The sequence below is a fragment of the Actinoplanes sp. DH11 genome, assembly GCF_020873875.1.
GTDB lineage: Bacteria > Actinomycetota > Actinomycetes > Mycobacteriales > Micromonosporaceae > Actinoplanes.
The window spans coordinates 174,924-197,969 of record NZ_JAHWGU010000015.1; the positions used below are offsets into that span (position 1 = coordinate 174,924).

The window sequence follows — 23,046 nt, forward strand, 5'->3', positions numbered from 1 at the left end:
CACCGCCCGGAGGCCGGGATCACCTTGCAATTTCGGCAGGGAAGCGCTTCACTTCTCGGGTGGGTGAAGCGCTTCAAAAGATCGACTGCCACCAGCACCTGTGGCCTGTCGAGTTCCTCGACGCACTGCGGGGCCGCGACACCTACCCCTATGTTCGGGGGTGGACGCTGCATCTGGCGGGCGAAGAGCCGTACGTCATCGATCCGGGTGACCACGACGTGAGCGCGCGCCGCGCCCGGGAGCTCGCCGAGGGCAAGGAGCAGGTGTTGCTCTCGCTCTCCAGCCCGCTCGGCATCGAGCACCTGCCGGCGGGTGAGGGCGCCGGGCTGATCGACGTGTGGCACGCGAGCGCGCTGGCGCTGGGTGACCCGTTCCGGGTGTGGGCGGCCGCCTCGGTCACCGACCTCGACCCCGGCCGTCTCGCGGCGATCCTCGGCGAGGACCGGATCGCCGGCCTGCAGCTGCCCGCGACCGCGCTCGGCGACCCGGCCGCGATCGAGCGCCTGCAGCCGCTGCTCGCCGAGCTGGAACGCGCCGGCAAGCCGCTGCTCGTGCACCCCGGCCCGGCCCCGGCCGGCCCGGCGGAGCTGCCGTCGTGGTGGCCGGCGCTGGTGCCGTACGTGGCCCAGCTCCACCAGTCCTGGATGGCCTGGCACATCAGCGGCCGCCGGCAGCACCCCGCCCTGCGGATCGCCTTCGTCGCCCTGGCCGGCCTCGCCCCGCTGCACCACGAGCGGCTCGCCGCCCGCGGTGGTTCGCTCGGCGCCCTCGACCCGTACGTCTACTACGAGACGTCGTCCTACGGCACCCGCGCGATCGACGCCATGGTCCGCGTCGTCGGGGTGGACGGCATCGTGCACGGGTCGGACCGGCCGTACGCGGAGCCCGGCGACCCCGGGATGGGGGAGGCGTTCGCCCACGCGGTGTTCACGGCCAACCCCCGCCACCTGCTCACCGGGAAACCGCGATGAGCCCGTCCGCTCGCGCTCACCGGAGCGCCTCGCCCGACCCGGAGTGTCTCGCATGACCATTGACACCGTCGCGGTCACCGACCCCGCCGACCTGCCCGACCTGCCCGGCCGCGTCCTGAGCCCGAAAGAGCTCCAGCGCTGGGTGACCGACCTGGCCGCGCGCACCGAGCTGTGGGAACCGCTGGTGCGGCACGACACGGGCCGGCGGCACTACGCGTCGCTCTACCGGGACAGCGACATCGACGTGTGGGTGCTCTGCTGGAACGTCGAGGACGACACCGGCTGGCACGACCACGACGTCTCCTCCGGCGCGGTCGCCGTGACCCGCGGCGCGGTCTCCGAGGCCAATCCCCGGATGGGCGGCGAGCCGGTGACCCGGGTGGTCCCGGCGGGGCGGGCGTTCGCGTTCGGTCCCGACCACATCCACCGGATGGCGGGTGCCGTGGACGGGTCGGTCTCCATTCACGCGTACTCGCCGCCGCTGTGGCGGATGGGCCAGTACTCGATCAGCCCCAGCGGGGTGCTGCGCCGCAAGGCGGTCAGTTACGCCGACGAGCTGCGCCCCCTCGACTTCCCGGTGCCGTCGGAAGAGGGCCCGGTGCCGTCGGAGTCCGGCCCGCTGCCGTCGGAGGAGGCCGGCCCGGTGCCGTCAGAGGTCGGCGAGGAACGGTAGGAGCGCGGCCGCCTGTTCCAGGCTGGGGCCGAGCGGGCTGTCGTCCTCGTCGGCGGGCAGGTTCTTCGTCGCCAGGTCGAAGGCCTGCCCGGCGGGTCCGTCGGGCAGCCGCCCGGGCGCCATCCGCAGGGCCCGGACGGCAGCGATCAGCTCGGCGGCGAGCATCAGCGGGGCCAGTCCGGTCATGGTGCGCAGCGAGCGCGCGCCCTGCGTGGCGAAACTCGCATGTTCTTCCAGACCCAGGGAGATCGACAGCGTTCCGGCCGCGGTGGGCTGCATGCCGACACGGATCTGCGTCAGCAGGTCCTGAACCACGTATTCGCTGATCATGAGGCCTGAGCTGCCCGGTGGACCGGCGGCCAGGAATGCCCGCAAACCGGTCAGGTCCGGGCGCATCAGCAGGCCCAGCCGTGCCGAGGAAAGAGATAGAACCGGTAGGAAAGCGCTTCGCATCGCGTCGAGTGCGGTGGCTAGGGTGGCGGTGTGGAACTGCCCGTGATGCAGGACGCCGCCGTCGGTCACCAGGGGGTTCTCGACCGCGGCGTTGAGTTCTGCGGTCAGCACGCCGTGCAGTTCGCGCGCCGCGTGGATCGCCGGGGCGGCGACCTGGGGCACCACCCGCAGGCCGAACGGGTCCTGGATGCGCGCCGCCGGGCCGCAGCCGGCGACGAGCGCGTGCAGCGTGGCCGCGACCTTGGCCTGCTGCGGGTGGGCGCGCGCCTGGTGGACCGCCGGGTCGTAAGCCTCCGGGTTGCCGCGCAGCGCCAGGAAGGACAGCGCCGCCACCACGATCGAGGCGCGCAGCTGGCTCTGCACGCTGGTCAGGGCGAGGGCGGCGGTCGCGACGGTCAGCGCGCTGGAGCTGATCATCGGCAGCGCGTCGGTGGCGTCGATCGTGGTGGTCGGGCCGGCGGTGTAGCGCCAGGGTCGCTCCCCGGCCAGGGTGAGACCGAGTTCGGCCAGGGCGGAGAGGTCGGCGGTGCCGATCGCGCCCCACGGGTGCAGGGTCGGCACGGCGCCCTGCGACAGCGCCTCGGCGAGCGCCTCCGGGATGCGGCGCGAGATGCCGGATCCACCGGCCAGGATCTGGTTGAGGCGTACGGTCATGGTGGCGCGAGCCGTCACGTCGTCCTCCGCCGGGCCCACCCCCGCGCAGTGGCTGCGCAGCAGTCGCAAGCCGTGATCGGCGGATTCGCCGGTGTCCTCGTGCCGGTTGGCGCCCACACCCGTGTTGGCGCCGTAGACAGCGCCGTGTGCGCGGGCCGCCTGGAGGATCCCGTGCCGTGCCTCGACCCGGGTCAGTGCTGCCGGGTCCACGGTGACGTCTGTCATGCCGGCGGCGATCGCGACAAGCGATTCGATGGAGAGCGAGTGACCATCCAGCGTGACGGGGTCCACCCCGCCTTGTGCCTGCATACCGGCTCCCACACACCTGTTGACGGCCGGTCACGGCGTGGCCTCGGCCGTTGACATCCTATTCACTACAACGCAAGTATGAATAGCAGTATTCACGATCGACCGCCAGGAGCAGCATGATCACATTCGACGACGTGGTGAAGGTCTATCCCGGCGGCAGCACGGCCGTGGATCACCTCACCGTCGAGCTGCCGACCGGCAAGCTGACCGCCCTGGTCGGGCCGTCCGGGTGCGGCAAGACGACGTCGCTCCGCATGATCAACCGGATGGTGCGCCCCACCTCCGGGCGGGTGCTCATCGACGGCGAGGACGTGGCCGGTCAGGACGAGGCGAAACTGCGGCGCGGCATCGGGTACGTCATCCAGCACGCCGGCCTCTTCCCGCACCGCACCGTGCTGGACAACGTCGCCACCGTGCCGGTGCTGCTCGGCAAGACCCGCCGGGAGGCCCGGGCGGCGGCGATCGGCCTGCTCGAGCGGGTCGGGCTCAGCGAGGAGTTCGCGAAGCGCTACCCGGCGCAGCTCTCCGGCGGTCAGCAGCAGCGCGTCGGCGTGGCCCGGGCGCTGGCCGCCGACCCGCCGGTGATGCTGATGGACGAGCCGTTCAGCGCGGTCGACCCGGTGGTGCGTGGTCAGCTGCACGCCGAGTTCCTCCGCCTCCAGCAGGACCTGGGCAAGACGATCGCGCTCGTCACCCACGACATCGACGAGGCGATCAAGCTCGGCGACCGGGTCGCGGTGCTCCGGCAGGGCGGGATCCTGGCCCAGTTCGGCACGCCTCAGGACCTGCTCACCAAGCCCGCGGACGACTTCGTGGCCGAGTTCGTCGGCCGCGACCGCGGTCTGCGCAGCCTCTCCTTCGACTCGGCGGCCGCCCTTCCGGTGCGTCCCCCGGCGGAGGCCCCGGACCTCGTGCTCGACGACGCCGGCCGCCCGGTGGCCTGGCGTTCCGTCGGCGATCTCGGCGGGGTCTTCCAGGTCACCGACTCGCTGCGGGTCGTCACCGACCTGGCGATCAGTTCCCCGGTCGGGATAGCCGTCCGGGTGGACGCCGACGGCCGGGCGGACGGCATCGTCAGCCACCACGACCTCGCCGATCACCTGGTGGCGCGGCGGCGGGAGAGCGCCTCCGCATGATCCAGTATCTGAACAACAACTCCGCGGTCGTGCTCGACGCGCTCCAGCAGCACATCTGGCTGGCGCTGCTGCCGGTGCTGCTCGGCTTCGCGATCGCGCTGCCGCTGGGCTACCTGGGTGTCCGGTTCACGTGGCTCTACCACCCGCTGGTCAACACGTCCGGGGTGCTCTACTCGATCCCGTCGCTGGCGCTCTTCGTCTTCCTGCCGGTGCTGCTGGGCACCAAGGTGCTGTCGCCGATCAACATCGTGGTGGCGCTCACCATCTACACGGTGGCGCTGCTCGCCCGGACCGTCGCGGACGGCCTGCGCTCGGTCGACCCGACGGTCACCCAGGCCGCCACCGCGATGGGGTACCGGCGCTTCCGCCGGCTGATCGACGTCGAGCTCCCGGTGGCGCTGCCGGTGATCCTGGCCGGCCTGCGGGTCGCCACGGTCGCCAACATCAGCCTGGTCAGCGTCGGCGCCCTGATCGGCGTCGGCGGTCTCGGCCAGTTGTTCACCCGCGGCTTCCAGCTGTTCTACCTGGAGCCGATCCTGGTCGGCATCATCCTGTCGGTGGCTCTCGCCGGCATCGCCGACCTGGTCATCGTGCTCATCCAGCGCGCGGTCACCCCGTGGGCCCGGTTCCAGCGAGGGGGTACGGCATGAACCTGTCCTACCTGTTCGACCCGGAGCACTGGCAGTTCGGCGTGGCCGGCGGCTTCCCGCAGCTCATCCTCTCGCACCTCGGCTACTCGGCCCTGGCGCTGCTGTTCGGGGTGATCATCGCGTTGCCGGTCGGGCTCTACATCGGGCACACCGGGCGCGGTTCGTTCCTGGCCATCAACGCCGGCAACGCGGGGCGTTCGCTGCCCACTCTCGGCCTGCTCATGCTCATGGTCACGCTGCTCGGGCTGGGCCTGCTGCCGGTCCTGATCGCGCTGACCGTCCTGGTCGTGCCGCCGATCCTGACCTCGACCTACGCCGGGATGCGTGCCGTCGACCACAGCGTCGTCGACGCGGCCCGGGGGATGGGCATGCGCCCCTGGCAGGTGCTCACCCGGGTCGAGTTCCCGATGGCCCTGCCGGTGATCATGGGCGGGTTCCGCAGCGCGGCCCTGCAGGTGATCGCCACCGCCACCGTCGCCGCCTCGGTCGGCCTGGGCGGGCTGGGCCGGCTGCTCATCGACGGGCTGGCCGTCAACGACTACTCCCGTGTCCTGGCCGGCGCCATTGTCGTCGCCGTGCTCGCCGTCGTCCTGGACCTGTTCCTCGCGCTCGTGCAGCGCTGGGTCGTCTCGCCCGGCATGTCCGGGCAGGCCCGGCGTGCCGCCACCTGACAAATCTCCATCGGAAGGCTTCACATGTCCCGTCTGCGTCTGATCGGTGCCACCGTCACCGGCCTCGCCCTTGCCCTCTCCCTCACCGCGTGCGGTGCCAACGATGATCCGCTCGCCGAGGAGACGACCTCCGGCGGGTCCTCCGGCGGCGCGGTCACCGTCGGCTCGGCGAACTTCGCCGAGAGCGAGCTGCTCGCCGAGATCTACTCCCAGGCCCTGGAGGCCAAGGGTGTCGAGGTGAAGCGCTCGTTCAACATCGGTGCCCGTGAGCTCTACCTCAAGGCGCTCCAGGACGGCTCGATCGACCTGCTGCCGGAGTACAACGGCGCCCTGCTCGCCGCCCTCTCCGCCGGTGGTGCCCCCGAGGGTGTCAGCAAGCCGGAGGACGTGCTCGGTGCGCTGAAGAAGGTGCTGCCGGCCGGCACCGAGGTGCTCGAGCAGGCCACCGCCGAGGACAAGGACACCCTGACGGTCACCGCGGAGACCGCCGCGCAGTACAACCTGAAGACCATCGCGGACCTCCAGCCGGTCGCGAACAAGCTGGTCATCGGTGCCGGCCCCGAGTGGGGCGAGCGCTACCAGGGTCTCAAGGGCCTCAAGGAGGTGTACGGGCTGGAGTTCAAGGAGTTCAAGCCGCTCGACGCCGGCGGCCCGCTGACCGTGAACGCGCTGAAGGACGGCGACATCCAGGTCGCGAACATCTTCTCCACCGACTCGTCGATCGTGACGAACAAGTTCGTGGTGCTCGAGGACCCGAAGAGCCTCTACCTGGCGGAGAACATCCTGCCGCTGATCCGCACCGAGGCGAACAACCCGACGGTCTCCGGCGCGCTGAACGCGGTGTCGGCGAAGCTGACCACCGAGAACCTGACGGCGAACCTGGCCAAGGTGCAGGTGGACAAGCAGGACACGGCCACCGTGGCGAAGGCGTTCCTCACCGAGAACGGCCTGGTCTGAGTGAACGGCCGGCCCGGGAGCACCGGGCCGGCCACCCCTCACGCCGGGGGGATGTTGTGGTTCAGGCGGAACAGGTTGCCCGGGTCGACCCGCCGCTTCAGCGCGCGGAGCCGGCGGTAGACGTCCGGACGGTAGGCGTGCCGCACCGCGTCCCGGCTCGCCTCGTCGGCGCTCAGGAAGTTCACGTACAGCCCGCCGGTGCTCCACGGGCGCAACCCGCGGACGACCGCATCCTCGGCGGCCCGGGTCGCGGCGGCCTGCCCCGGACCGGCGACACCGGCCATGAACAGCGAGAACGCGGCGTCCCGGTGGGAGACCGCGCTCGGTGCCCGCGACGGACGGGCCAGCGCGCCACCGAGATGCCTGACCTCGACGATGGTGATCGGGACGGGCGCGTCCGGACCGGCCAGCTTCACGAGCGTGTCCACGGTCTCCGCGGCGAGTTCGCGGAGCAGCCCGGAGCGCTCGTAGGCGGGCAGCGGGTCCACCGGGTCGCTGTGGATGCCCCCGAACGCGGTGTACGGCTGCCGCGCCACCGTGTCGGCGATCGGCCGGGCCAGGTCCCGCAGCGGCCGCACCAGCGCGGCGCCCCGGGCGGCGTCGCCGATGTAGGCGACGCGCAGCACGGCCGCGGCCTTGCCGCGCAGCGCCGGCGGGAGACCGTCGGCGTCCGGGTACCGCATCAGGGCCACCGAGGACGACATCTCGTCCGGGACGGTGCGGACCCACCGGCGGTACGCGTGCAGCAGCCGCCCCGCCTCCGCACCGGCGAACGTGATCGAACCGCCGTAGTACGAGGTGACCGGGAACAGGTCGAACTCGACAGCGGTCACCAGACCGAAGTTGCTCTTGCCGCCGCGCAGCCCGAAGAACAGCTCCGGGTCGGACGTGGCGGTGACCTCGCGCAGCCGGCCGTCGGCGGTCACCACGTCGATGCGGCGGACGTGGTCGGCGGCGTAGCCGTACCGGCGGCCCAGGGTCGGGCTCAGGCCGCCGCCGAGGGTGTAGCCGACCACGCCGACCGAGCCCGCCGAGCCGACGAGCGGGGCGAGACCGGCCGGGACGGTCCGGTCGACGACGTCCTGCCAGCGCGCGCCGGCCTCGACCCGGGCCACCCGGCGCCGCGCGTCGACGGTCACCCGCCGCAGGTCACGGGTGGAGACCAGGATCGCGTCGCGGCCGATCGGGACGGACGGCTGGTGACCGGTGGCGAGCACGGCGACGGGTCGGTGGTGGCGGGCGGCGTGGCGTACGGCGATGCGGACGTCCCCGGCGTCCGCGGCGGCGACGACCAGCCCCGGCCGGGGTGCCCGCACCAGGTTGTAGGTCGCGGTGTGCTCGGCGTAACCGGGCTCACCGGGCCGGTACACCCGGCCGGCGAGACCGTGCGGCTCCGCGTGCTCCGGTCCCGCGCCGGGCCCGGCGGCAGCCGGGACGGCCGGCGTCAGGGTGGCTGCCGTGGTGGCCCCGAGCAGGCCGAGGACGGCGCGGCGATGCACGCCTTCATGGTTCGTCATGGTGTCAGCGAACACCGGCCGGGCCGCCCGGGAGTCACCGTCGGGCCGACGCCACCCGTTTGAACGTGCGGCGCAGCTTGCCGGCCGCGCGGACCCGGAGCAGTTCGAGGGCGCGTACGCCGTCCGGGTTGGGTTGCCGCGTCAGTTCGTCGGCATGCTCCAGCATGCCGACGAGCGTCTCGATCGCGGTGGTCAGGATCCGGGAGTCGTCGAGCTCGTCCGGGCTGGTCGTCTCCCGCATGTGCGAGCGCGCCGGCCGCAGCTCGTCGAGGTCGCCGACGATGTGGCACGGGTAGTCCCGCAGCTCCTCGATCTGCTGCTCGGCCAGGCCGGCGACCCACTCGGCGCGGTCCAGCCCGACACCGAACCGCACGTCGTTGCGCCCGTTCTTCAGCACCGCGTTGACCAGGTGCCGCTGCACCACGAGCTGGTACGGCGTCCGGTGCGGGAACCTGTCGCCGAGCGCCTCGTTGACCCGGCGCAGCACCTCGATCTCGGCGGCGCCCAGTGACGGGTTCGCGGTCGGGTCCTCGAGGTCGCAGACGCCGTCCGGGATGCCGACGATGCCCGCGAACCGGTTCCACAGGGTGTCGTGCGGCGCCCCCGGGCCGGGCACCGTCACCAGGTGCCGCTGGGCGGGCGGGACCAGGTCGCCCCACTTCTTGAGCATCCGGTTCGGGGTGTGCATGTCCCAGAACGTCTCGAACCGGCCCTCCTCGACGGCCGTCAGGAACTCGGAGAACCGCCACTTGTTGCGGGCCCGGACGCTCTGCTGCCACATCGACGGGAACGTCCGCCACAGGTCCCGGCCGGTGACGATGATGTGCACCTCGGCGGGTGCGAACGCCGCGACGCCGCGGGCCGCCTGCTCGGCGGTGGCCCCGCCCAGAGCCTCGCTGCTGACGATCGCGTCGCCGTCCCATCTGCGGGTTTCGGCGGCGAGCATGTCCCAGGTCCAGACGGCTCGCGGGTCGCGCCACTCGACCTCGCGGAGGTCGGTCATCGCCTGGTCCTGTGCCCACGAGTAGCCGGGGAGCAGGATGCCGGCGCCCTTCAACGCGTCCTGGTTGTTCCAGAGCACGTTCTGCAGGTAGGTGCTGCCGGTCTTCGGCGCGCCGACGTGCAGGAACACGCGTCGCGCCATGTCTCCCCCACGATCATCAAGATCCGTTGAGAGGCCAGGGTGACATACCCGTGGCGCCGGGTGAACGCGCGTCCGCGAATGGTCGGCAGCGGTTCATCCCGGCGGCGGGCACCGGTCATCTTCCGGTCAACCGGCGACCCGGATCAGGCCTGCTTGGTCTCCCAGAAGATCTTCGAGATCTCCTCGATCTTGGCGAGCAGCCGGTCGGCGACCTCCGGGTCGGCGGAGCCCTTCGCGCCGCCCGCCCCGGCCAGCTTCGTGGCCTCGTTGAACAGGGTGTGCAGGTGCGGGTACTTCTCGAAGTGCGGCGCCTTGAAGTAGTCGGTCCACAACACCCACAGGTGGTGTTTGACCAGCTCGGCCCGCTGCTCCTTGATGATCAGCGCCCGGGTCCGGAACTCCGGGTCGGAGCTGGCCTGGTACTTCTCGGCCAGCGCCTTGATCGATTCGGCCTCGATCCGGGCCTGCGCCGGGTCGTAGACGCCGCACGGCAGGTCGCAGTGCGCGCTGACCAGGGTGCGCGGGGTGAGGAAACGGGGGAGACGCATCAGCGGGTTCCTTCGTGAGTGATGAATGTACGGTCGTGGTGGACCAGCCGGCCGCCGCCACTGCCCAGGTCCACCGACAGGACCGTGGCGATGACGACTGTCGAGTCGCCGACCGGGATCCGGTGCAGCGGTTCGCCGCGCATCGTCGCGAGGGCGCCGGGCAGCACCGGCTCACCGGTGGGCAGCACGTCCCAGCCCTGCTGGGGTGTGAAACGCGGCCGGCCGGCGCGGGCGAAGTCGTGCGCCAGCGCGGCGTGATCCGGTCCGAGCAGGTTCACCACGAAACTGGGCGCGGCGACGATCGCCCGGGCCGACCGGGAGCCCATCACCGAGAACGACAGGGCGGGCGGCGTCACCGACACCGACGCCACGCTGGAGGCGGTCAGGCCGACCGGCCCGTCCGGCGAGCACGCGGTGATCACCGCGACGCCGGTCGGGTAGCGCCGGAAGGCGGCCTTGAACAGTTCGTCCAGGCCGGTCTCGGTATCGAACACCCGGGAACGGTAAAACTTCAACCTGACTTGAGGTCAAGACCGCCGTGCGGGTCAGCCCGGGAAGGCCCGTCCGTATAGGTCACGCAGGCCTGGAGTGCCCGCCTCACCGCTGTAGCCACAGATCATCACGGTGCCCTCCGAGGACGCCACGAGGTAGCGTCCGCCCTGCTCGAAACGGCCGCTGCCGGTCAACTGCTCGGACGTCTCGCCGGCCTGTGCGACCTGCACCACATCGGCCTCGGCACCGTGGAAGACCCGGGACACGTCGATCGTCACCACGGCGTTCTCGACGCGGGTGACCGTACCCTCGAATGCCAGATCCGCCGCCGCCGCGAGGCGTTCCGCCGAGGGTTCCACACACTTGGCCCGGATGCCGGCGGCGGCATTGATGCGCACCGTCCGCGGCTCGTCCCGTCCGTCCGTCGCCGGCTCGCTCGCCGCCGTCCGGTTCGCCGCCGTCTGGTTCGCTGTCGTCTGGTTCGCTGTCGGCTGGTTCGTTGCCGGCCTGGTCAGTGCCCAGCCGGCGCCCGCCGCGACCAGCACGAGGGCCGCCGCGGCCAGGGCATAGTGCCGCCGCCGGCGCACCACGGGAACATTCGTCACAGTCGTCTCCACGAGTCGCGCGATCTCATCGGGAGAAGGCGGCGCCACGGACGCCGCCGGATCCGCGTGGCGCAGCCGGGCTCGCAGGTCGTCGTCGCTCATCGCCGTCTCCCCTTCGTCGACTCCTCATGTCCGGCGGCGCCGCCGCGCTTTCGCAGCTGCTCGCGGAGGCTCGTGCGTGCCCGGTGCAGCCGGATGTTGACGGCGTTCACCGAGACCCCGAGCACCACCGCGATCTGCGCCGGCGAGAGGTCCTCCCACGCCCACAGGCGTAGCAGCTCGGCCTCCTCCGGGCGTAGGCCGGCAAGCGCGTCGGTCAGACCGTCGTCCCCGGCGGGCGGTTCGCTCACGGTGCGCGGCGGATCCAGGCGGGCGATCCGGGCCGCGAGGCGCGCCTGGCGGCGCCGGCCACGGTCCGCGTTGGCGAGGCAATTGCGGGCGATGCCGTACGCCCAGAGCACGTGCTCGTCAGGCATCGCCTCCAGCCGCCGCCAGCAGATCAGCAAGGTCTCGGACAGCACGTCGTCGGCCGTCGCCGGATCCGTGCGCCGGGCCAGGTAACGCCGCACGGCGTCGATCACCGCGGGCGCCACCGCCTCGAACCGCGCCCGGCGTGCGTCCACGTTCACAAGGTCCACCTCACCGTATGTCCGGCAGCGAGCCGTAGCTTTCGCCTCGTCGACGTCCCGCCTGGGCGATTCTGCTGGCGCGGCGGGGCCATTTCCGCTCAGCGACACCCGGGAGCTGCCGAACAGAGGACAGGGCAACCCGTTGGTGATGGGCACGAATCGGTGAGGGCTCGGGATGAGTGACGCTCAGGGTGGAGCGGCGGGCAGGGGCGGCTGGTTCGCCGACCTGCGGGTCAACGCGAAGATCCAGGCAGGCATCGGGGTCGCCGCGATCGCGGCAGTCCTGGTCGGCCTGACCGGCCTGGCCGCCATCGAGAACCTCGGTGATCGCAACAACCGCCTCTACACCGACAATGTCGCCCCGCTCACCCAGCTGGCCGCGGTGCAGCGCAATCTGCAGGCGGTCCGGGCGCGGTACCTGGAGTACGGCGTTGCGTCCGCAGCCACTCGCGAGAAGCTGCAGGGCGAGATCGCCAAGCGGGGACAGCAGGTCGAGGACGGGCTGGCGGCATACCGCCCCGGGGCGGCGAGCGTCGAGAATGTCGACACCTTCGCGGCGGCGTTCGACAAACTGCGCTCCGACAGTGAGAACATCCTTCTCCCGCTCGCCAACCGTGGTGCCACCACCCGATTCGGGGCGGCCTACCGGGAGACGATCCTGCCCACCATGACGGTCGCCTCGGAGGCGCTCGAGGCTGAGAACACCGCGCAACTCGACCATGCCGCCATGCTGGCGGCGGAGAGCGCCGATTCGGCAGCCGCAGCCAAGCGTACGCAGATCGGTGTCCTTGTCGTCGGCGTCCTCGCCGCGATCTTCCTGGGTTTGATGGTGGCCCGCTACATCGTCCGGCGCCTGGAACGGGTCAAGAAGACGCTCACCTCGATGGCCAACGGTGACCTGACCGGCACCGTCGACGTCGCCGGCCGTGACGAGGTCGGCCAGATGGCGCAGATGCTGTCCCGCGCACAGGGACAGACCCGTGACGTGGTGTCCCAGGTCGGTGCCGCCGCGCACAGCCTCGCCGCCGCGGCCGAGGAGACCTCGACCATCGCCAACCAGATCAGCGAAGGCGCCGCGACTGCCTCCGAACAGGCCCGCCGGGTGTCCGCCGCCTCCGCCGACGTGTCGCTGAGCGTCACCACGGTCGCGGCCGGCTCCGAAGAAATGGGTGCGGCCATCGCCGAGATCGCGCAGAGCGCCAACGCGGCAGCCGAGGTGGTCGGCAAGGCGGTCGGCGTGGCCGCGTCGGCGAACCAGACGATCGCGACCCTGGGCGAGTCGAGCCGCGAGATCGGCGACGTCATCCGGGTGATCACGGCGATCGCCGAGCAGACGAACCTGCTCGCCCTGAACGCGACGATCGAGGCGGCGCGCGCCGGGGAGACCGGCAAAGGCTTCGCCGTGGTCGCCGGCGAGGTCAAGGACCTGGCCCAGGAGACGGCCCGGGCCACCGAGGACATCGCCCGCCGCGTCGAGGCCATCCAGAACGACAGCAACCAGGCGGTCGCGGCGATCGGCGAGATCAGCGAGATCATCGGCCACATCAGCGACTACACGACGACGATCGCCTCCGCGGTCGAGGAACAGAGCGCCACGACGGCGGAGATGAACCGCAACGTCAACGAGGCCGCCAACGCCACCGGCGAGATCAACAACGGCATCACCAGCGTCGCGGAGAACGCCCGGACGACAGCCGAATCGGTCGGCGACGCCCAGCGCTCGGCCGCCGAACTGTCCCGCATGTCCAGCGAACTCCAGGCCGCCGTCTCCCGGTTCGTCTATTAGCCCCCGCTTCCCTACCGTTCTCCGGCTCCCCGCGCCGCCTTGTCTCCCGGTGTGCTTGGCCTGGTCGCCGTGGGCTTGGGTGCTCGCTCTCTCACCCATCGTGCGTTGCTGCTTGCCGCGCGCCTGCCTGCTCGCCGCGCGCCTGCTGCTCGCTTTTGTCACCCTTCGTGGGTTGCTGCTCGCGGCGTGTATCTGGCGCTCATCCGCCGTGCGTCCGCTGCTCAGACCCCCGCGCACCAAGATCGGGCGGGGTCGCGCGGCTTGAGTAGACTCCGCGCGTCGCTTGTGCGGCGTGGGAAGGGGAGAACGTCACATGAGCATGCCGCTACGGCCGGGGGATTTGTCCCGGCTCGGCCCGTACGAGCTCGTCGGCCGGCTCGGCGAGGGCGGCATGGGCACCGTCTTCCTGGGGCGCGACCCGGACGGCCGGCCGGTGGCGATCAAAACAGTGCGCCCGGAGTACGCGGCCGACGCCGAGTTCCGGGGCCGCTTCCGCAGCGAGGTCAACCGCGCCCAGCAGGTTCCCCCGTTCTCCACGGCCGAGGTGCTCGACGCCGACCCCGACCACGAGCCGCCCTACCTCGTCGTCGAATACGTGGACGGCCCCAGCCTGGCCGCCGAGATCCGGGAGAAGGGCTCGCTCACCGGGGCCACCCTGCACAGCGTCGCCGTCGGCGTGGCCACGGCGCTGACCGCGATCCACGGCGCGGGCGTCATCCACCGCGACCTGAAACCGGGCAACGTGCTCTTCGCCCGCGGCGGCATCAAGGTGATCGACTTCGGGATCGCACGCGCCTTCGAAGCGACGAGCCAGCACACCCGTACCGATCAGATGGTCGGCACGGTCGCCTACATGGCGCCGGAACGCTTCGACCCCATCGACGGCCGCCCCGTCACCGCGGCAGCGGACATCTTCGCCTGGGGCGCCGTCGTGGTCTACGCCGCCACCGGCCGCACCCCCTTCGCCGCCGAATCCGCCGCCGCCACCGCCATGCGCATCCTCACCCAGCCGCCGGACCTGAACGGCGTACCCGACTCCCTGGCCGGCATCGTGGAACAGGCCCTCGCCAAGGACCCGGCCGAACGCCCCACCGCCCGAGACCTCCTCGACCTCCTCCTGGCCTCAGCCCCCGCGACGTCCTCCCGCCCCGCCGCGTCCCCGTCGCCCTCCCGCCCCGCCTCGATCCCGTCGCCGGCCCGTCCCGCCCCCTCGTCAGCCACCGGCCCTGCTGCGTCGCCCACGCCCGCCAGTCACGAGCCGGCCCGCCCCGCCAGCTCGGCCTCGCCGCCCGGACCTATCCCGGCCCCGCCGGCCGATTCCGCTTCGACTCCACCGTCCGTGCCGTGGTCCCCTTCCTCTTCGACCCCACCGTCCGGGCCGTCGCCTTCTCCCGCCGGAGCCCCGAACGCGTTGCCGCCGGCCTTAGGCTTTCCGGTTCCGGCACAGCGCTCACAGGCCCCAGGCTTGTCGTCGCCGGCCCAGCGCCCCTCGTCGCAGACCCCGAACCTGTCGTCGCCCGGCCCGTCGTCGCCGGGCCTGCCGTCGCCCGGCCCGTCGTCGCCGGCCTCGGGCTTGTCTGCGTCGGGTCCGGACTCGTCGTCGTTCGGCGCCGATCGGTCGGGTGATGGTGCCGCCTTCGCTGGTGTACCCGCGCCCTACTCGGGAACCGGAGTGCCGGTTCCCGCTTCGGACGGCTCTCCGCCCGTACGCCGCAAAAGACGCAAACCCGCACTCCTCGCCCTGGGGGTCGCCGTGGTCCTGGCCGGCGGCGGCATCGGTGCCGCGGTTCGCTACCTGCCGGAGGAGCAACTCGCCGGTGGAACGTCGGATCCATCGCCCACAGTGGATTCGACGTCCGGCGGGTCGCGTGTGACCGAGGAGCCGGTGACCCCCGAGGAGCGTCTGGCGGCGATCCTGCGCGGAAACCGGCAGACGCTCATCCACGTCGCCGAGATAGACCGTGACCTGGAGTTGGAGCTGCACTCGTCCGAGGTCGAAACGGGCGACGGCACGGGCACGAAGTCTCTTTTCCAGCTCGACCCCCTCGGCGTCGACTACATGATCCGGTCGCTGGACGACCCGGCCTTCGAACGTTGCGTAGGTGTGAAAGTCGTCCCCGACGTCGGATCACACCTGTCCCCGGCGGAGTGCACGCCCACCGAGGCGACTGTCTTCTCCCTACGCCGCAGCGGCGGAGCCGACGATCGGAAACGGCCAACCTATTGGCTCTACAACGAGGCGTACGGCTACGTCCAGTGGAGCACCGACCGCAAGGAACTGTTCGTCCAGGAGGTAGGCGACGCCGACCCCCTGTCAACCTTCAGCTTCGTCGACCGCGGCCCCCTGCCCTCCCCGTCCCCAAGCTGATCCTGCACCCGGCTCCGCCCGGCCAACGAGTCACCTGCGCTGTCCCATTCACACCTCCCGACTCGATCTCTTGAAATGCCTATCCGACGTGGACGTGCGGGCGGCGTTTCCGGTCGGGCTCGGCCTGCCGGATGATCTCGCGGGTCACCGGGGCCACCTCGCCCTGGCCGAAAATCAGGTAGCGGGCGAAGTTCACCACCGGGTTGCCCTCGGTCCATTCGAAGTACACGTGCGGCCGCCGGTGCGTCGTGTCACGGACCCAGAGCAGCAGCGCGGCCAGGGCACTCGGCACCGATGAGCTTTCGACGGTCAGCACCCGGTACCGGCCGTGCCGCAGCTCGCCACGCACGTGGAGCTCGGTCTCGAAGTCCGACGCGTCGCGCACGGTGACCTCGACGAAGAGCACGTCGCGCTGGTCGGTCATGTCGTTGTCGGCGATGATCTGGGTGAGCTTCGCCGAGTACTCCCGGGCGTCGCGCCCCTCCGGTTCGTTGGCGATCAGACGGATCTGCCGGTTGCCGGCCTCGGCGAGGAAGGCCTCGGCGACCGGGTCGGCGTCGATCGAGGTGACTCGCAGTTCGAACGAGCGGAACACCCGCGACAGCAACGAGACCACCACGATCGCCGCGATGAAGCAGGCCGCGATCTTCACGCCGTCCGGCCGTTCGATCACGTTCGCCACCGTCGTGTAGGTGAAGGTCGCCGTGATCGCGCCGAATGCCCAGGTACGGCCACGCTGGCCCCGGTGATGGGCGGAAAGGGTCACGGCCGCCGCTGCTGAGGTGATCAGGACGAGAACGCCCGTCGCATACGCGCCACCCTGTGCGTCCACGTCCGCGTCGAAGATCCACGTGATCAGGAACGCCGCACCGGTGAAGACCAGTACGAGGGGGCGCACCGCCCGTGCCCAGGACGGCGCCATGCCGAACCTCGGCAGGTAGCGCGGGACGAGGTTGAGCAGACCGGCCATGGCCGAGGCGCCGGCGAACCAGAGGATAGCGATGGTCGCGGCGTCGTAGATGCTGCCGAACACATTGCCCAGGTTCTGGTGCGCGAGGTACGCAAGGGCCCGCCCGTTCGCCTCGCCGCCCGGCTGGAATTCCTGCGCCGGGATCAGCACGGTGGTTGCGACGCTACTGGTCAACAGGAAGACGCTCATGATCCCGGCTGCAACGGTGAGCAGCCGCTTGCCACCCCGGATGCGTTCGCGCAGATCGCCCTTGATGTGCGGCATGACGGCGACGCCGGTCTCGAAGCCGGACAGGCCGAGCGCGAGTTTCGGGAAGACCAGCAGAGCGATGCCCGCCATCGCGAGCGGACTGCCGTGCGACGTGGTCAGCGCGTGCGTCCAGTCGGTGACCGCGCGCGGGTGAGTGACCACCTCCCACAACGCGTCGCCGATGACGATCACGTTGAGGCCGAGGTAGACGCCGACAAGTGCGACCGCGATGCCGATCGCCTCGGTGAAGCCCTTGAGGAAGACCGCGCCGAGCAGTGCGATGAGCAGCAGGGTGACGAAGACATGCTGGTCACGAAGGGACTCCGGCCAGAACGGGTTCTCGTCGATGTGCGCGGTCGCGTCCGCCGCCGACAGCGTGATCGTGATGATGAAGTCGGTGGCCGCGAAGCCGAGCAGGACGAGCACGAACAGCTTGCCCTTCCAGAACGAGAGCAGCCGGACCAGCATGGCGATCGAACCCTCGCCGTGCGGGCTGTCCGCGGCCACCCGCCGGTAGACCGGCAGCGCGCCGAGCAGTGTCACCAGCACGAGCACCAGCGTCGCCAGTGGCGACAGCACCCCGGCCGCGAGCGCCGCGATACCCGGCTGGTAGCCGAGCGTCGAGAAGTAGTCGACGCCAGTCAGGCACATGACCCGCCACCAGCTGTGCGGTTTCCCGGCCGGCTCCTCCGTGCGTTCGTCGAGCCCTTCGAGCATCCATCCGCGTACCGTGGTCATGCGCGTCCTTCCAGTCCTCCCAAGATCTTTCATCGCCCGGACCGCTGGACGCTTGCCACCAGGCGTTAATAAAACGTGAAAGTCCGAGCAGCCGACTGTCACCCCGCACTCCCCGCCGCTCGTCGCCCTTCCCCGGCCTGTAGACGTTCGTTCCCGTTAGTTGCCATGCCTCGCTGTCCTGCTGCCCTACTGCCTCGTGCCCGGCCCTTTGCTCGTTGCTCGTTGCTCGCTGCCGCTGCCGCTGCCGCTGCCGCTGCCGCTGCCGCTGCCGCTGCTCGTTCGCTCCCGCTCGTCGCGATGAGGCTCGTGCCACCGTCAGCAGATCCGGTAGCCGACTCCGGGCAGCGTCGTGATCGGCTGCGGGTCGCCCAGCTTGCGCCGCACCCGGCCGATCGTCACCGCGACGGTGTTGCTGAAGTGGTCGGCATGCTCGTCCCACACCTTCTCCAGCAGCTGCTCCGTGCTGATGAACCCCGGGCTGGCCTGTAGCAACTCCTCCAACACCGCGAACTCCTTGACCGAAAGACCGAGATCCCGTCCCTCGCGAGCCGCCGTCCGGCGCGCCGGGTCCAACTCGATCCCGGCCACTCGCAGTGTCCGTGGCCGCACATCCGGCCGGCGGCGGGCGAGGGCTCGCACCCGGAGGATGAGCTCTGGGAAGTGGAAGGGCTTGGCCAAGTAGTCGTCGGCCCCGACCGTGAGCCCGCTGACCCGGTCGCCGGGCGCGCTCGCCGCTGTCAGCATCAGCACCATGGGCCGCTCCGCGCGATCGGTTATCTGCAGACACAACATGTCGCCGTGCAGGCCCGGCAGATCCCGGTCGAGCACCATGACGTCGTAGGGTGCGAGCTCCAGTTTCTCGAGTGCCTCGGAACCGTCGTGGGTCATGTCGACAGCCATCCCGCTGTCGGTGAGCCCTTCCACAAGAACTTCGGCAAGCGCGTGGTCGTCCTCCACCACCAGCACCCTCATGACGCCGCGTCCAGGATGACCACGACCCGGAGACCTCCGTCGGTTCGTGCCGTCAGATCGAGCCTGCCACCGTGTGCGGCGGTCACCGCGGCCACGATGGACAAGCCCAGCCCCGCCGAGCCCGCCGCCTGCTCGAGACCCGCCGCCTTGGCATGCATCCGACCGGCCCTGCCGCCAGCTGGGCCGGAGCCCTCACGCGTCGGTTCGGGCGCGCCCGACAGGGCTTCAGCGCTGATTGACTTAGGTCCCGAGCTGCTGAGCGTTCTGCCGGTGCCGGTGCCGGTGCCGGCGTTCGTCGGGCTCGGGTCCAGGCGCTCGAACGGTCGCGTCAGTCGGTCGACGTCGCGCTGATCCAGTCGGTGCCCACTGCTGTCCACGGTCAGCACGATGCACTCTGCGCCGGGGACCACTGTGATCGCGAGCAGACCTCCGTCGGCGTTGTGCCGCACCGCGTTGTCCACGACGTTCTCCACGAGGCGGGCCAGCAGCGCCGGACTGCCTCGCGTCGTGGCTCCGGAAGGCACCTGGGCGGTGACAGTGAGCTGCTTCGCCTGCACGTCGGCGGCTCGTTGCCGCAACGCCTCCGCGATCAGGTCACCCAGCTCGACGGTGTCGGCATCCGCCAGGGCGCCGTGCTGCGCCCGGGCCAGCACCAGGAAGCCGTCAAGCAGGTGGTCGACCCGGTCCAGTTGCGTGCGTAGGCGGTCGGCCAGTGCGACTGTGGAGGGTGCTGGATCGGGCTTGGCAACCGCGACATCGAGGGCGGCCCGCATGGTCGACAGTGGAGTACGCAACTCGTGAGACGCATTGGCGACGAACCGGCGTTGCGCGTCGAACGAATTCTCGAGTCGCTCCAGCAGGCCGTCGATGGTGTCAGCAAGTGCTTTGACCTCGTCGGCGGGTCCGGCCACGGCGAGCCTGCGATCGAGGCTCTCCGCAGTGATGCGCTGCGTGGCCGTGGTGATGGACCGCAGCGGTCTCAGCACTCGGCCGGCCAGGATGCGCCCCATGACGAGCGACACCACCGCCATCATGAGGAGCGCCGCCGCCGAGCTTGTCATCAACTGCCGGTCTGGCTGCGCCGAGGTCGGGGGAGCGGGACCACCGGCAGGCGTGCCATCGGTGACCGGCATGCCGGAGAGTAAGAAGGCAAGCGCCAGCAGCGTGGCTCCGGAGCCGAGGAAGACGCTGGCGTAGAGGATGGTGAATCGTGCACTCACGGTCCCGCGACTGAGGATGAACATGTCCCACAGCATGCCCGGAACGACCTAACACCGATGTGACAGGAACGCTTCGGCTGGTGTTATGCCGGGGTGCGTACAAACAGAGGGCATGAGAAAGCGGAGCATCGTCGCACCGGCCGTCGCGGCCTTCACCGTCGTCGTGCCGAGTCTGGTGCTGGTGCTGTGGGCCGCACGCCGGAGTTCCGCTGATCCGTCGTTCGCCGAGACATTCCGCGGGTGTGAGGCCTCCACGACCGTCACGGCGGTCATGGTCTTCGCCCGCAACGTCAGGACCCCACCTGGACGCCGTTTTCGGCGCGGGCGGCGTTGTCGGGCGGCCGTGGGTGCGCCCCGGTTCGCCCGGCACGTTGCCGCCGATGGAAGCTCATCACCGTCATCACGAGAGCGACCGACCAGCCGCCTGGTCAACGGATCCAACGCACCGGGATCGCGATTCAGGAACGCGGCCGGTGAATCATCGGTTAGCCTCCGGACCCGTGGTGCTGCTGTTGATCGCATTAACGCTGACCGCCGTCGGCTGGCCCGCGTTCGCGGCGGTGGCGGTCGTCCTGAGTCTGCTGGGCCTGCTGGGCCTGCTGGCGCTGCGAGGCGGGCCTGCGAGCCGCGGAGCCGGCAAGGTGGCCACGACCCCGCCGGCGGAGCCGGACGCGGAGGCGAAGAGAGGGCCGGACGCGGAGGCGATGACCAGCGCGCAGGCGCAAGCGGAGCCGGGTGCGGATTCGAGGGCGGAAGCCGGCGGGGAATTGAGGGCGACGACCGGCGCGCAGGCCGGGGCGGAAACGGCCGTTGGAGCGAGGGCGGCGCACGACCGGGTGCGAGGCTCTCGACGACGTGCGGGGTGGCGGTTCGCGCTTGCCGCGGCGTGTACCGCGGTGGCTGTGTATGGCTACGGGCTCTCCCGGACCACGTTGCTGCTGATCACGGATGCCGACGACCGCTGTTCGATCGCCGGATCCCACGGGGATTGGCGTCCCGCAACTCAAGGCTGGTGGCCGCTTCGAGACACCGCCTGCGGAGACGACTTGGTGCCGAGCTTTGTGAACCCGCTGGTCAGCGTGGCAGTGCTGGTGTGTGTCGGACTCATGGTGGCCTTGCTGACCGGCCGGAGGTCGGCGACCCGCTGACGGGAGTGCCTACGGGCCGAGGGGCAGCTGCACCGCAGTCCGGTCGGCTCGCCGCAGTCGGGTCGCCCGGTCGGTGCGGGGGCAAGCCTGCCGCGCCCCTTCACATCGGCGGGGCGGGCCTGCCGCACCTCTTCACATCGGTATGCATAGATGACAACGTGTCCACATGAGAAGGAGAAGCCCGTTCGTCATTGCGATCGTCGCGGCTCTCGTCGCCGCCTCGGCGGGACCCGCCGGCGCCGCGCCGCAGGCACAACGACTGTCCTACCTGAGCCCAGGTGGTCAGCCCAGACTGGTCGAAAAGGTTCCGGTCAACGTGGTCTTCGTCGGCTACGAGCCGGCCCAGGTCGCCAAGGGCGCCTTCCTGGGCGAGCTGGCCCCGGGCTACGAGCCGGTGGTGCGGTCCCGGCTCTCCTACGGGGTGACCGAGAAGCTCGGCATCACCTACAAGTACGATTATCGCGTCAACTACGCGCCCCAGTCCTACGAGGACAAGTTCTTCAAGCAGCTCTCGAAGCTAGCGAAACCGGCGCCGCTCACCGCGTACCAACAGGCCTACAACGACCAGGAGAACAACGTCCTGGACATCGCGGACAACCACGCGATCGACGCGCCGAGCGTGGAGAAATGGCTGGCCTTCAACCCGCCGTCCGGAGTGGACACCCGGCGCAACACGGTGTTCTTCGTGAACTGGTATGGGCGATCCGACTTCAAGCACCACGTCTACACCAAGACCGGCGAGGCGGACCCGGACACCGGTTACGACTTCGGGGCCAACCGTGACTCCCGCAAGATGATCGCGTGGGGCGGCACCACGGCCGACGACGAGGAGACCGGCCTCGGTGCCACCCGGCGGGTCTGGTTCCACGATCTGTCCGCCGGACCGGAGTCGTGGACCTCCAACTACGAGGTCGACAACCCCGACCTCGACGGCGACGGCGTCGTCGACTACCGGATGCCGCCGACCTGGGAGTACACGGCGGACGGCTTCCGGTCCCTGGCCGCGCTCGCCGGTGACCTCGGGAAGATCACGCGGTATGTGGCGCTGAACCTGCTCTTCACCACGTCGCCGCTCTACCCGGTGGAGCTGCCCGCGGCGGAGCCACCGAAGACGCTGAATCTGGACGACAACACCTACGAGGGCTGGCCGGGCGTCGACGCCTCCGAGCAGTACACGACGCCGAGCCTGCTCAAGGCGGAGCTGTCGGAACTGCGCTGGCGCAATCGGTTGTCCTACGACTCGCAGGACCTGCCCTTCGACGCACGGGCCGAGGAGTGCTACCTGGGGCTGCTGACCGGTGAGTCCTGCTACCCGGGCACCGGCTTCCCGGCTTTCGCGAACCTCTACCTCTACAACCGGGAGAACTTGGACCGGGCGCTCGACGACGAGGGCCGGGTCGACTACGAGATCCCGATGTTCAACTACGCGGTCGGCGAGGGCGTTGACGTGCCCGCGCTCGGGTTCGCCGACGACGACTACGTGACCGGCACCCAGTCGTACGTCTTCTCGTTCATCTCCCCGGACGTCGTGGCCAGCGGATACGGCCTGACCACCACCCAGATCCATGAGGTGGGGCACCACCTGGGCATGAGCCACCCGCACGACGGCTACGACAGTGCGACAGGTGTCGACTACGGCCCGGCCGGCGAGTTCTTCTACGTCAACGCCGGCGACGAGAACAACTCGATGATGAGCTACATCGACGTGAACTGGGACTTCAGTCAGTTCGACCGGGACAACAGCGACCGGTTCCTGACCGCTGCCTACTGGGAGGCCGCCAACCGGCTGGCCGCCACGGTCCCGGTGGGCAAGGGGAAGGCCTCGTTGCGTGCGGCCGACGCCCTGCTGGGTCTGGCATCGGCGGCGTTCGCGGCGCACGAGTACCGGGCTGCCTATGCGCTCGCGGAAAAGGCCTACGACACGGTGGCCGGGATCCCCGGTGTCGACCGGGCGTCGGTGGCGAGCACCTTGAAGGCCGAGGCTGACGCGGCCCGCCAGTCCACCGACCTGCACGACCCGCACGAGTTCATCGACACGCTGGCCCCGGACAGCCCGCGAAGCCAGCCGTAACGCAGGAGGCCAGCTCACAGCTCACGAAGCTGGCCGCAACCCACGCCGGGCAGAAAGCGGCCGGCCGCAGGTCCGTGACACGCGGCCGGCCGCGAGGCCCGACACGCCGCTGCCC

Annotated in this window: 20 protein-coding genes; 10 read left to right on the forward strand and 10 right to left on the reverse strand. The window is 70.6% G+C overall.

Annotated elements, in window-relative coordinates; translation table 11 throughout:
* Nucleotides 1-59: 59 nt before the first annotated feature.
* Nucleotides 60-971: an amidohydrolase family protein gene (locus tag LPA41_RS22720; RefSeq protein WP_229072760.1), complete on the forward strand. Its 912-nt coding sequence runs from the start codon at nt 60-62 to the stop codon at nt 969-971.
* 52 nt (nt 972-1,023) lie between these two features.
* Nucleotides 1,024-1,644: a cysteine dioxygenase family protein gene (locus LPA41_RS22725; RefSeq protein WP_229072762.1), complete on the forward strand. Its 621-nt coding sequence runs from the start codon at nt 1,024-1,026 to the stop codon at nt 1,642-1,644.
* On the opposite strand, the gene LPA41_RS22730 is transcribed toward LPA41_RS22725, so the two are convergent.
* The gene (locus LPA41_RS22730; protein WP_229072764.1) at nt 1,621-3,060 is read right to left on the reverse strand and encodes an aromatic amino acid lyase; all 1,440 of its coding nucleotides are present in this window, start codon (nt 3,058-3,060) and stop codon (nt 1,621-1,623) included. The genes LPA41_RS22725 and LPA41_RS22730 overlap by 24 nt on opposite strands.
* Before the next feature lie 116 nt (nt 3,061-3,176).
* Between LPA41_RS22730 and LPA41_RS22735 the strand changes: the two genes are divergently transcribed.
* From LPA41_RS22735 to LPA41_RS22750, 4 genes are read left to right on the forward strand one after another with little or no spacing between them, the layout of a single operon-like run.
* Complete coding sequence (locus tag LPA41_RS22735; RefSeq protein ID WP_229072765.1) at nt 3,177-4,196, forward strand: ABC transporter ATP-binding protein; 1,020 nt, start codon at nt 3,177-3,179, stop codon at nt 4,194-4,196.
* A complete protein-coding gene (locus LPA41_RS22740) occupies nt 4,193-4,846 on the forward strand; it encodes an ABC transporter permease (protein ID WP_229072767.1) in 654 nt (217 codons plus the stop codon). The genes LPA41_RS22735 and LPA41_RS22740 overlap by 4 nt, the downstream gene beginning before the upstream one ends.
* On the forward strand, nt 4,843-5,517 hold the full coding sequence (locus LPA41_RS22745) for an ABC transporter permease (RefSeq protein WP_229072769.1): 675 nt from the start codon (nt 4,843-4,845) through the stop codon (nt 5,515-5,517). Before LPA41_RS22740 ends, LPA41_RS22745 begins: the two co-directional genes overlap by 4 nt.
* A 24-nt stretch (nt 5,518-5,541) precedes the next feature.
* Nucleotides 5,542-6,474, forward strand: coding sequence for an ABC transporter substrate-binding protein (locus LPA41_RS22750; protein ID WP_229072771.1), 933 nt, complete (start codon nt 5,542-5,544; stop codon nt 6,472-6,474).
* Between the two features lie 38 nt (nt 6,475-6,512).
* Here LPA41_RS22750 and LPA41_RS22755 read toward each other — a convergent pair whose 3' ends face one another.
* The 6 genes from LPA41_RS22755 to LPA41_RS22780 form a co-directional block, all read right to left on the reverse strand.
* Nucleotides 6,513-7,991: an FAD-binding oxidoreductase gene (locus LPA41_RS22755; protein ID WP_229072773.1), complete on the reverse strand. Its 1,479-nt coding sequence runs from the start codon at nt 7,989-7,991 to the stop codon at nt 6,513-6,515.
* Nucleotides 7,992-8,025: 34 nt separating this feature from the next.
* Nucleotides 8,026-9,135, reverse strand: a complete 1,110-nt coding sequence (locus LPA41_RS22760; RefSeq protein WP_229072774.1) for a hypothetical protein — start codon at nt 9,133-9,135, stop codon at nt 8,026-8,028.
* Between the two features lie 143 nt (nt 9,136-9,278).
* Nucleotides 9,279-9,683: a superoxide dismutase, Ni gene (gene sodN, locus LPA41_RS22765; RefSeq protein WP_229072776.1), complete on the reverse strand. Its 405-nt coding sequence runs from the start codon at nt 9,681-9,683 to the stop codon at nt 9,279-9,281.
* Nucleotides 9,683-10,177 (reverse strand): flavin reductase family protein, encoded by a 495-nt coding sequence (locus tag LPA41_RS22770; protein WP_229072777.1) that lies wholly within the window; start codon nt 10,175-10,177, stop codon nt 9,683-9,685. The genes sodN and LPA41_RS22770 overlap by 1 nt, the downstream gene beginning before the upstream one ends.
* 51 nt (nt 10,178-10,228) lie before the next feature.
* Nucleotides 10,229-10,882: a hypothetical protein gene (locus LPA41_RS22775; RefSeq protein ID WP_229072778.1), complete on the reverse strand. Its 654-nt coding sequence runs from the start codon at nt 10,880-10,882 to the stop codon at nt 10,229-10,231.
* The gene (locus LPA41_RS22780) at nt 10,879-11,409 is read right to left on the reverse strand and encodes an RNA polymerase sigma factor (protein WP_229072780.1); all 531 of its coding nucleotides are present in this window, start codon (nt 11,407-11,409) and stop codon (nt 10,879-10,881) included. The genes LPA41_RS22775 and LPA41_RS22780 overlap by 4 nt, the downstream gene beginning before the upstream one ends.
* A 175-nt stretch (nt 11,410-11,584) precedes the next feature.
* On the opposite strand from LPA41_RS22780, the gene LPA41_RS22785 reads away from it, so the two are divergent.
* A complete protein-coding gene (locus LPA41_RS22785) occupies nt 11,585-13,195 on the forward strand; it encodes a methyl-accepting chemotaxis protein (RefSeq protein WP_229072781.1) in 1,611 nt (536 codons plus the stop codon).
* 313 nt (nt 13,196-13,508) lie between these two features.
* The gene (locus LPA41_RS42485; RefSeq protein ID WP_304523791.1) at nt 13,509-15,563 is read left to right on the forward strand and encodes a serine/threonine protein kinase; all 2,055 of its coding nucleotides are present in this window, start codon (nt 13,509-13,511) and stop codon (nt 15,561-15,563) included.
* Nucleotides 15,564-15,642: 79 nt separating this feature from the next.
* On the opposite strand, the gene LPA41_RS22805 is transcribed toward LPA41_RS42485, so the two are convergent.
* From LPA41_RS22805 to LPA41_RS42490, 3 genes are all read right to left on the reverse strand, one after another.
* Nucleotides 15,643-17,520, reverse strand: a complete 1,878-nt coding sequence (locus tag LPA41_RS22805) for an amino acid transporter (protein ID WP_229072783.1) — start codon at nt 17,518-17,520, stop codon at nt 15,643-15,645.
* 315 nt (nt 17,521-17,835) lie between these two features.
* Entirely contained in the window at nt 17,836-18,492 is a 657-nt protein-coding gene (locus tag LPA41_RS22810; RefSeq protein WP_229072784.1) for a response regulator transcription factor, read from the reverse strand.
* Nucleotides 18,489-19,736 carry a HAMP domain-containing sensor histidine kinase gene (locus LPA41_RS42490; RefSeq protein ID WP_304523792.1) on the reverse strand — a complete coding sequence of 416 codons (1,248 nt, stop codon included), beginning with the start codon at nt 19,734-19,736 and terminating at the stop codon, nt 18,489-18,491. The genes LPA41_RS22810 and LPA41_RS42490 overlap by 4 nt, the downstream gene beginning before the upstream one ends.
* A gap of 476 nt (nt 19,737-20,212) precedes the next feature.
* Between LPA41_RS42490 and LPA41_RS22825 the strand changes: the two genes are divergently transcribed.
* Together LPA41_RS22825 and LPA41_RS22830 are read left to right on the forward strand one after the other, a co-directional pair.
* The gene (locus tag LPA41_RS22825; protein WP_229072785.1) at nt 20,213-20,860 is read left to right on the forward strand and encodes a hypothetical protein; all 648 of its coding nucleotides are present in this window, start codon (nt 20,213-20,215) and stop codon (nt 20,858-20,860) included.
* A gap of 166 nt (nt 20,861-21,026) precedes the next feature.
* Entirely contained in the window at nt 21,027-22,931 is a 1,905-nt protein-coding gene (locus tag LPA41_RS22830) for a hypothetical protein (protein ID WP_229072786.1), read from the forward strand.
* Nucleotides 22,932-23,046 lie beyond the last annotated feature (115 nt).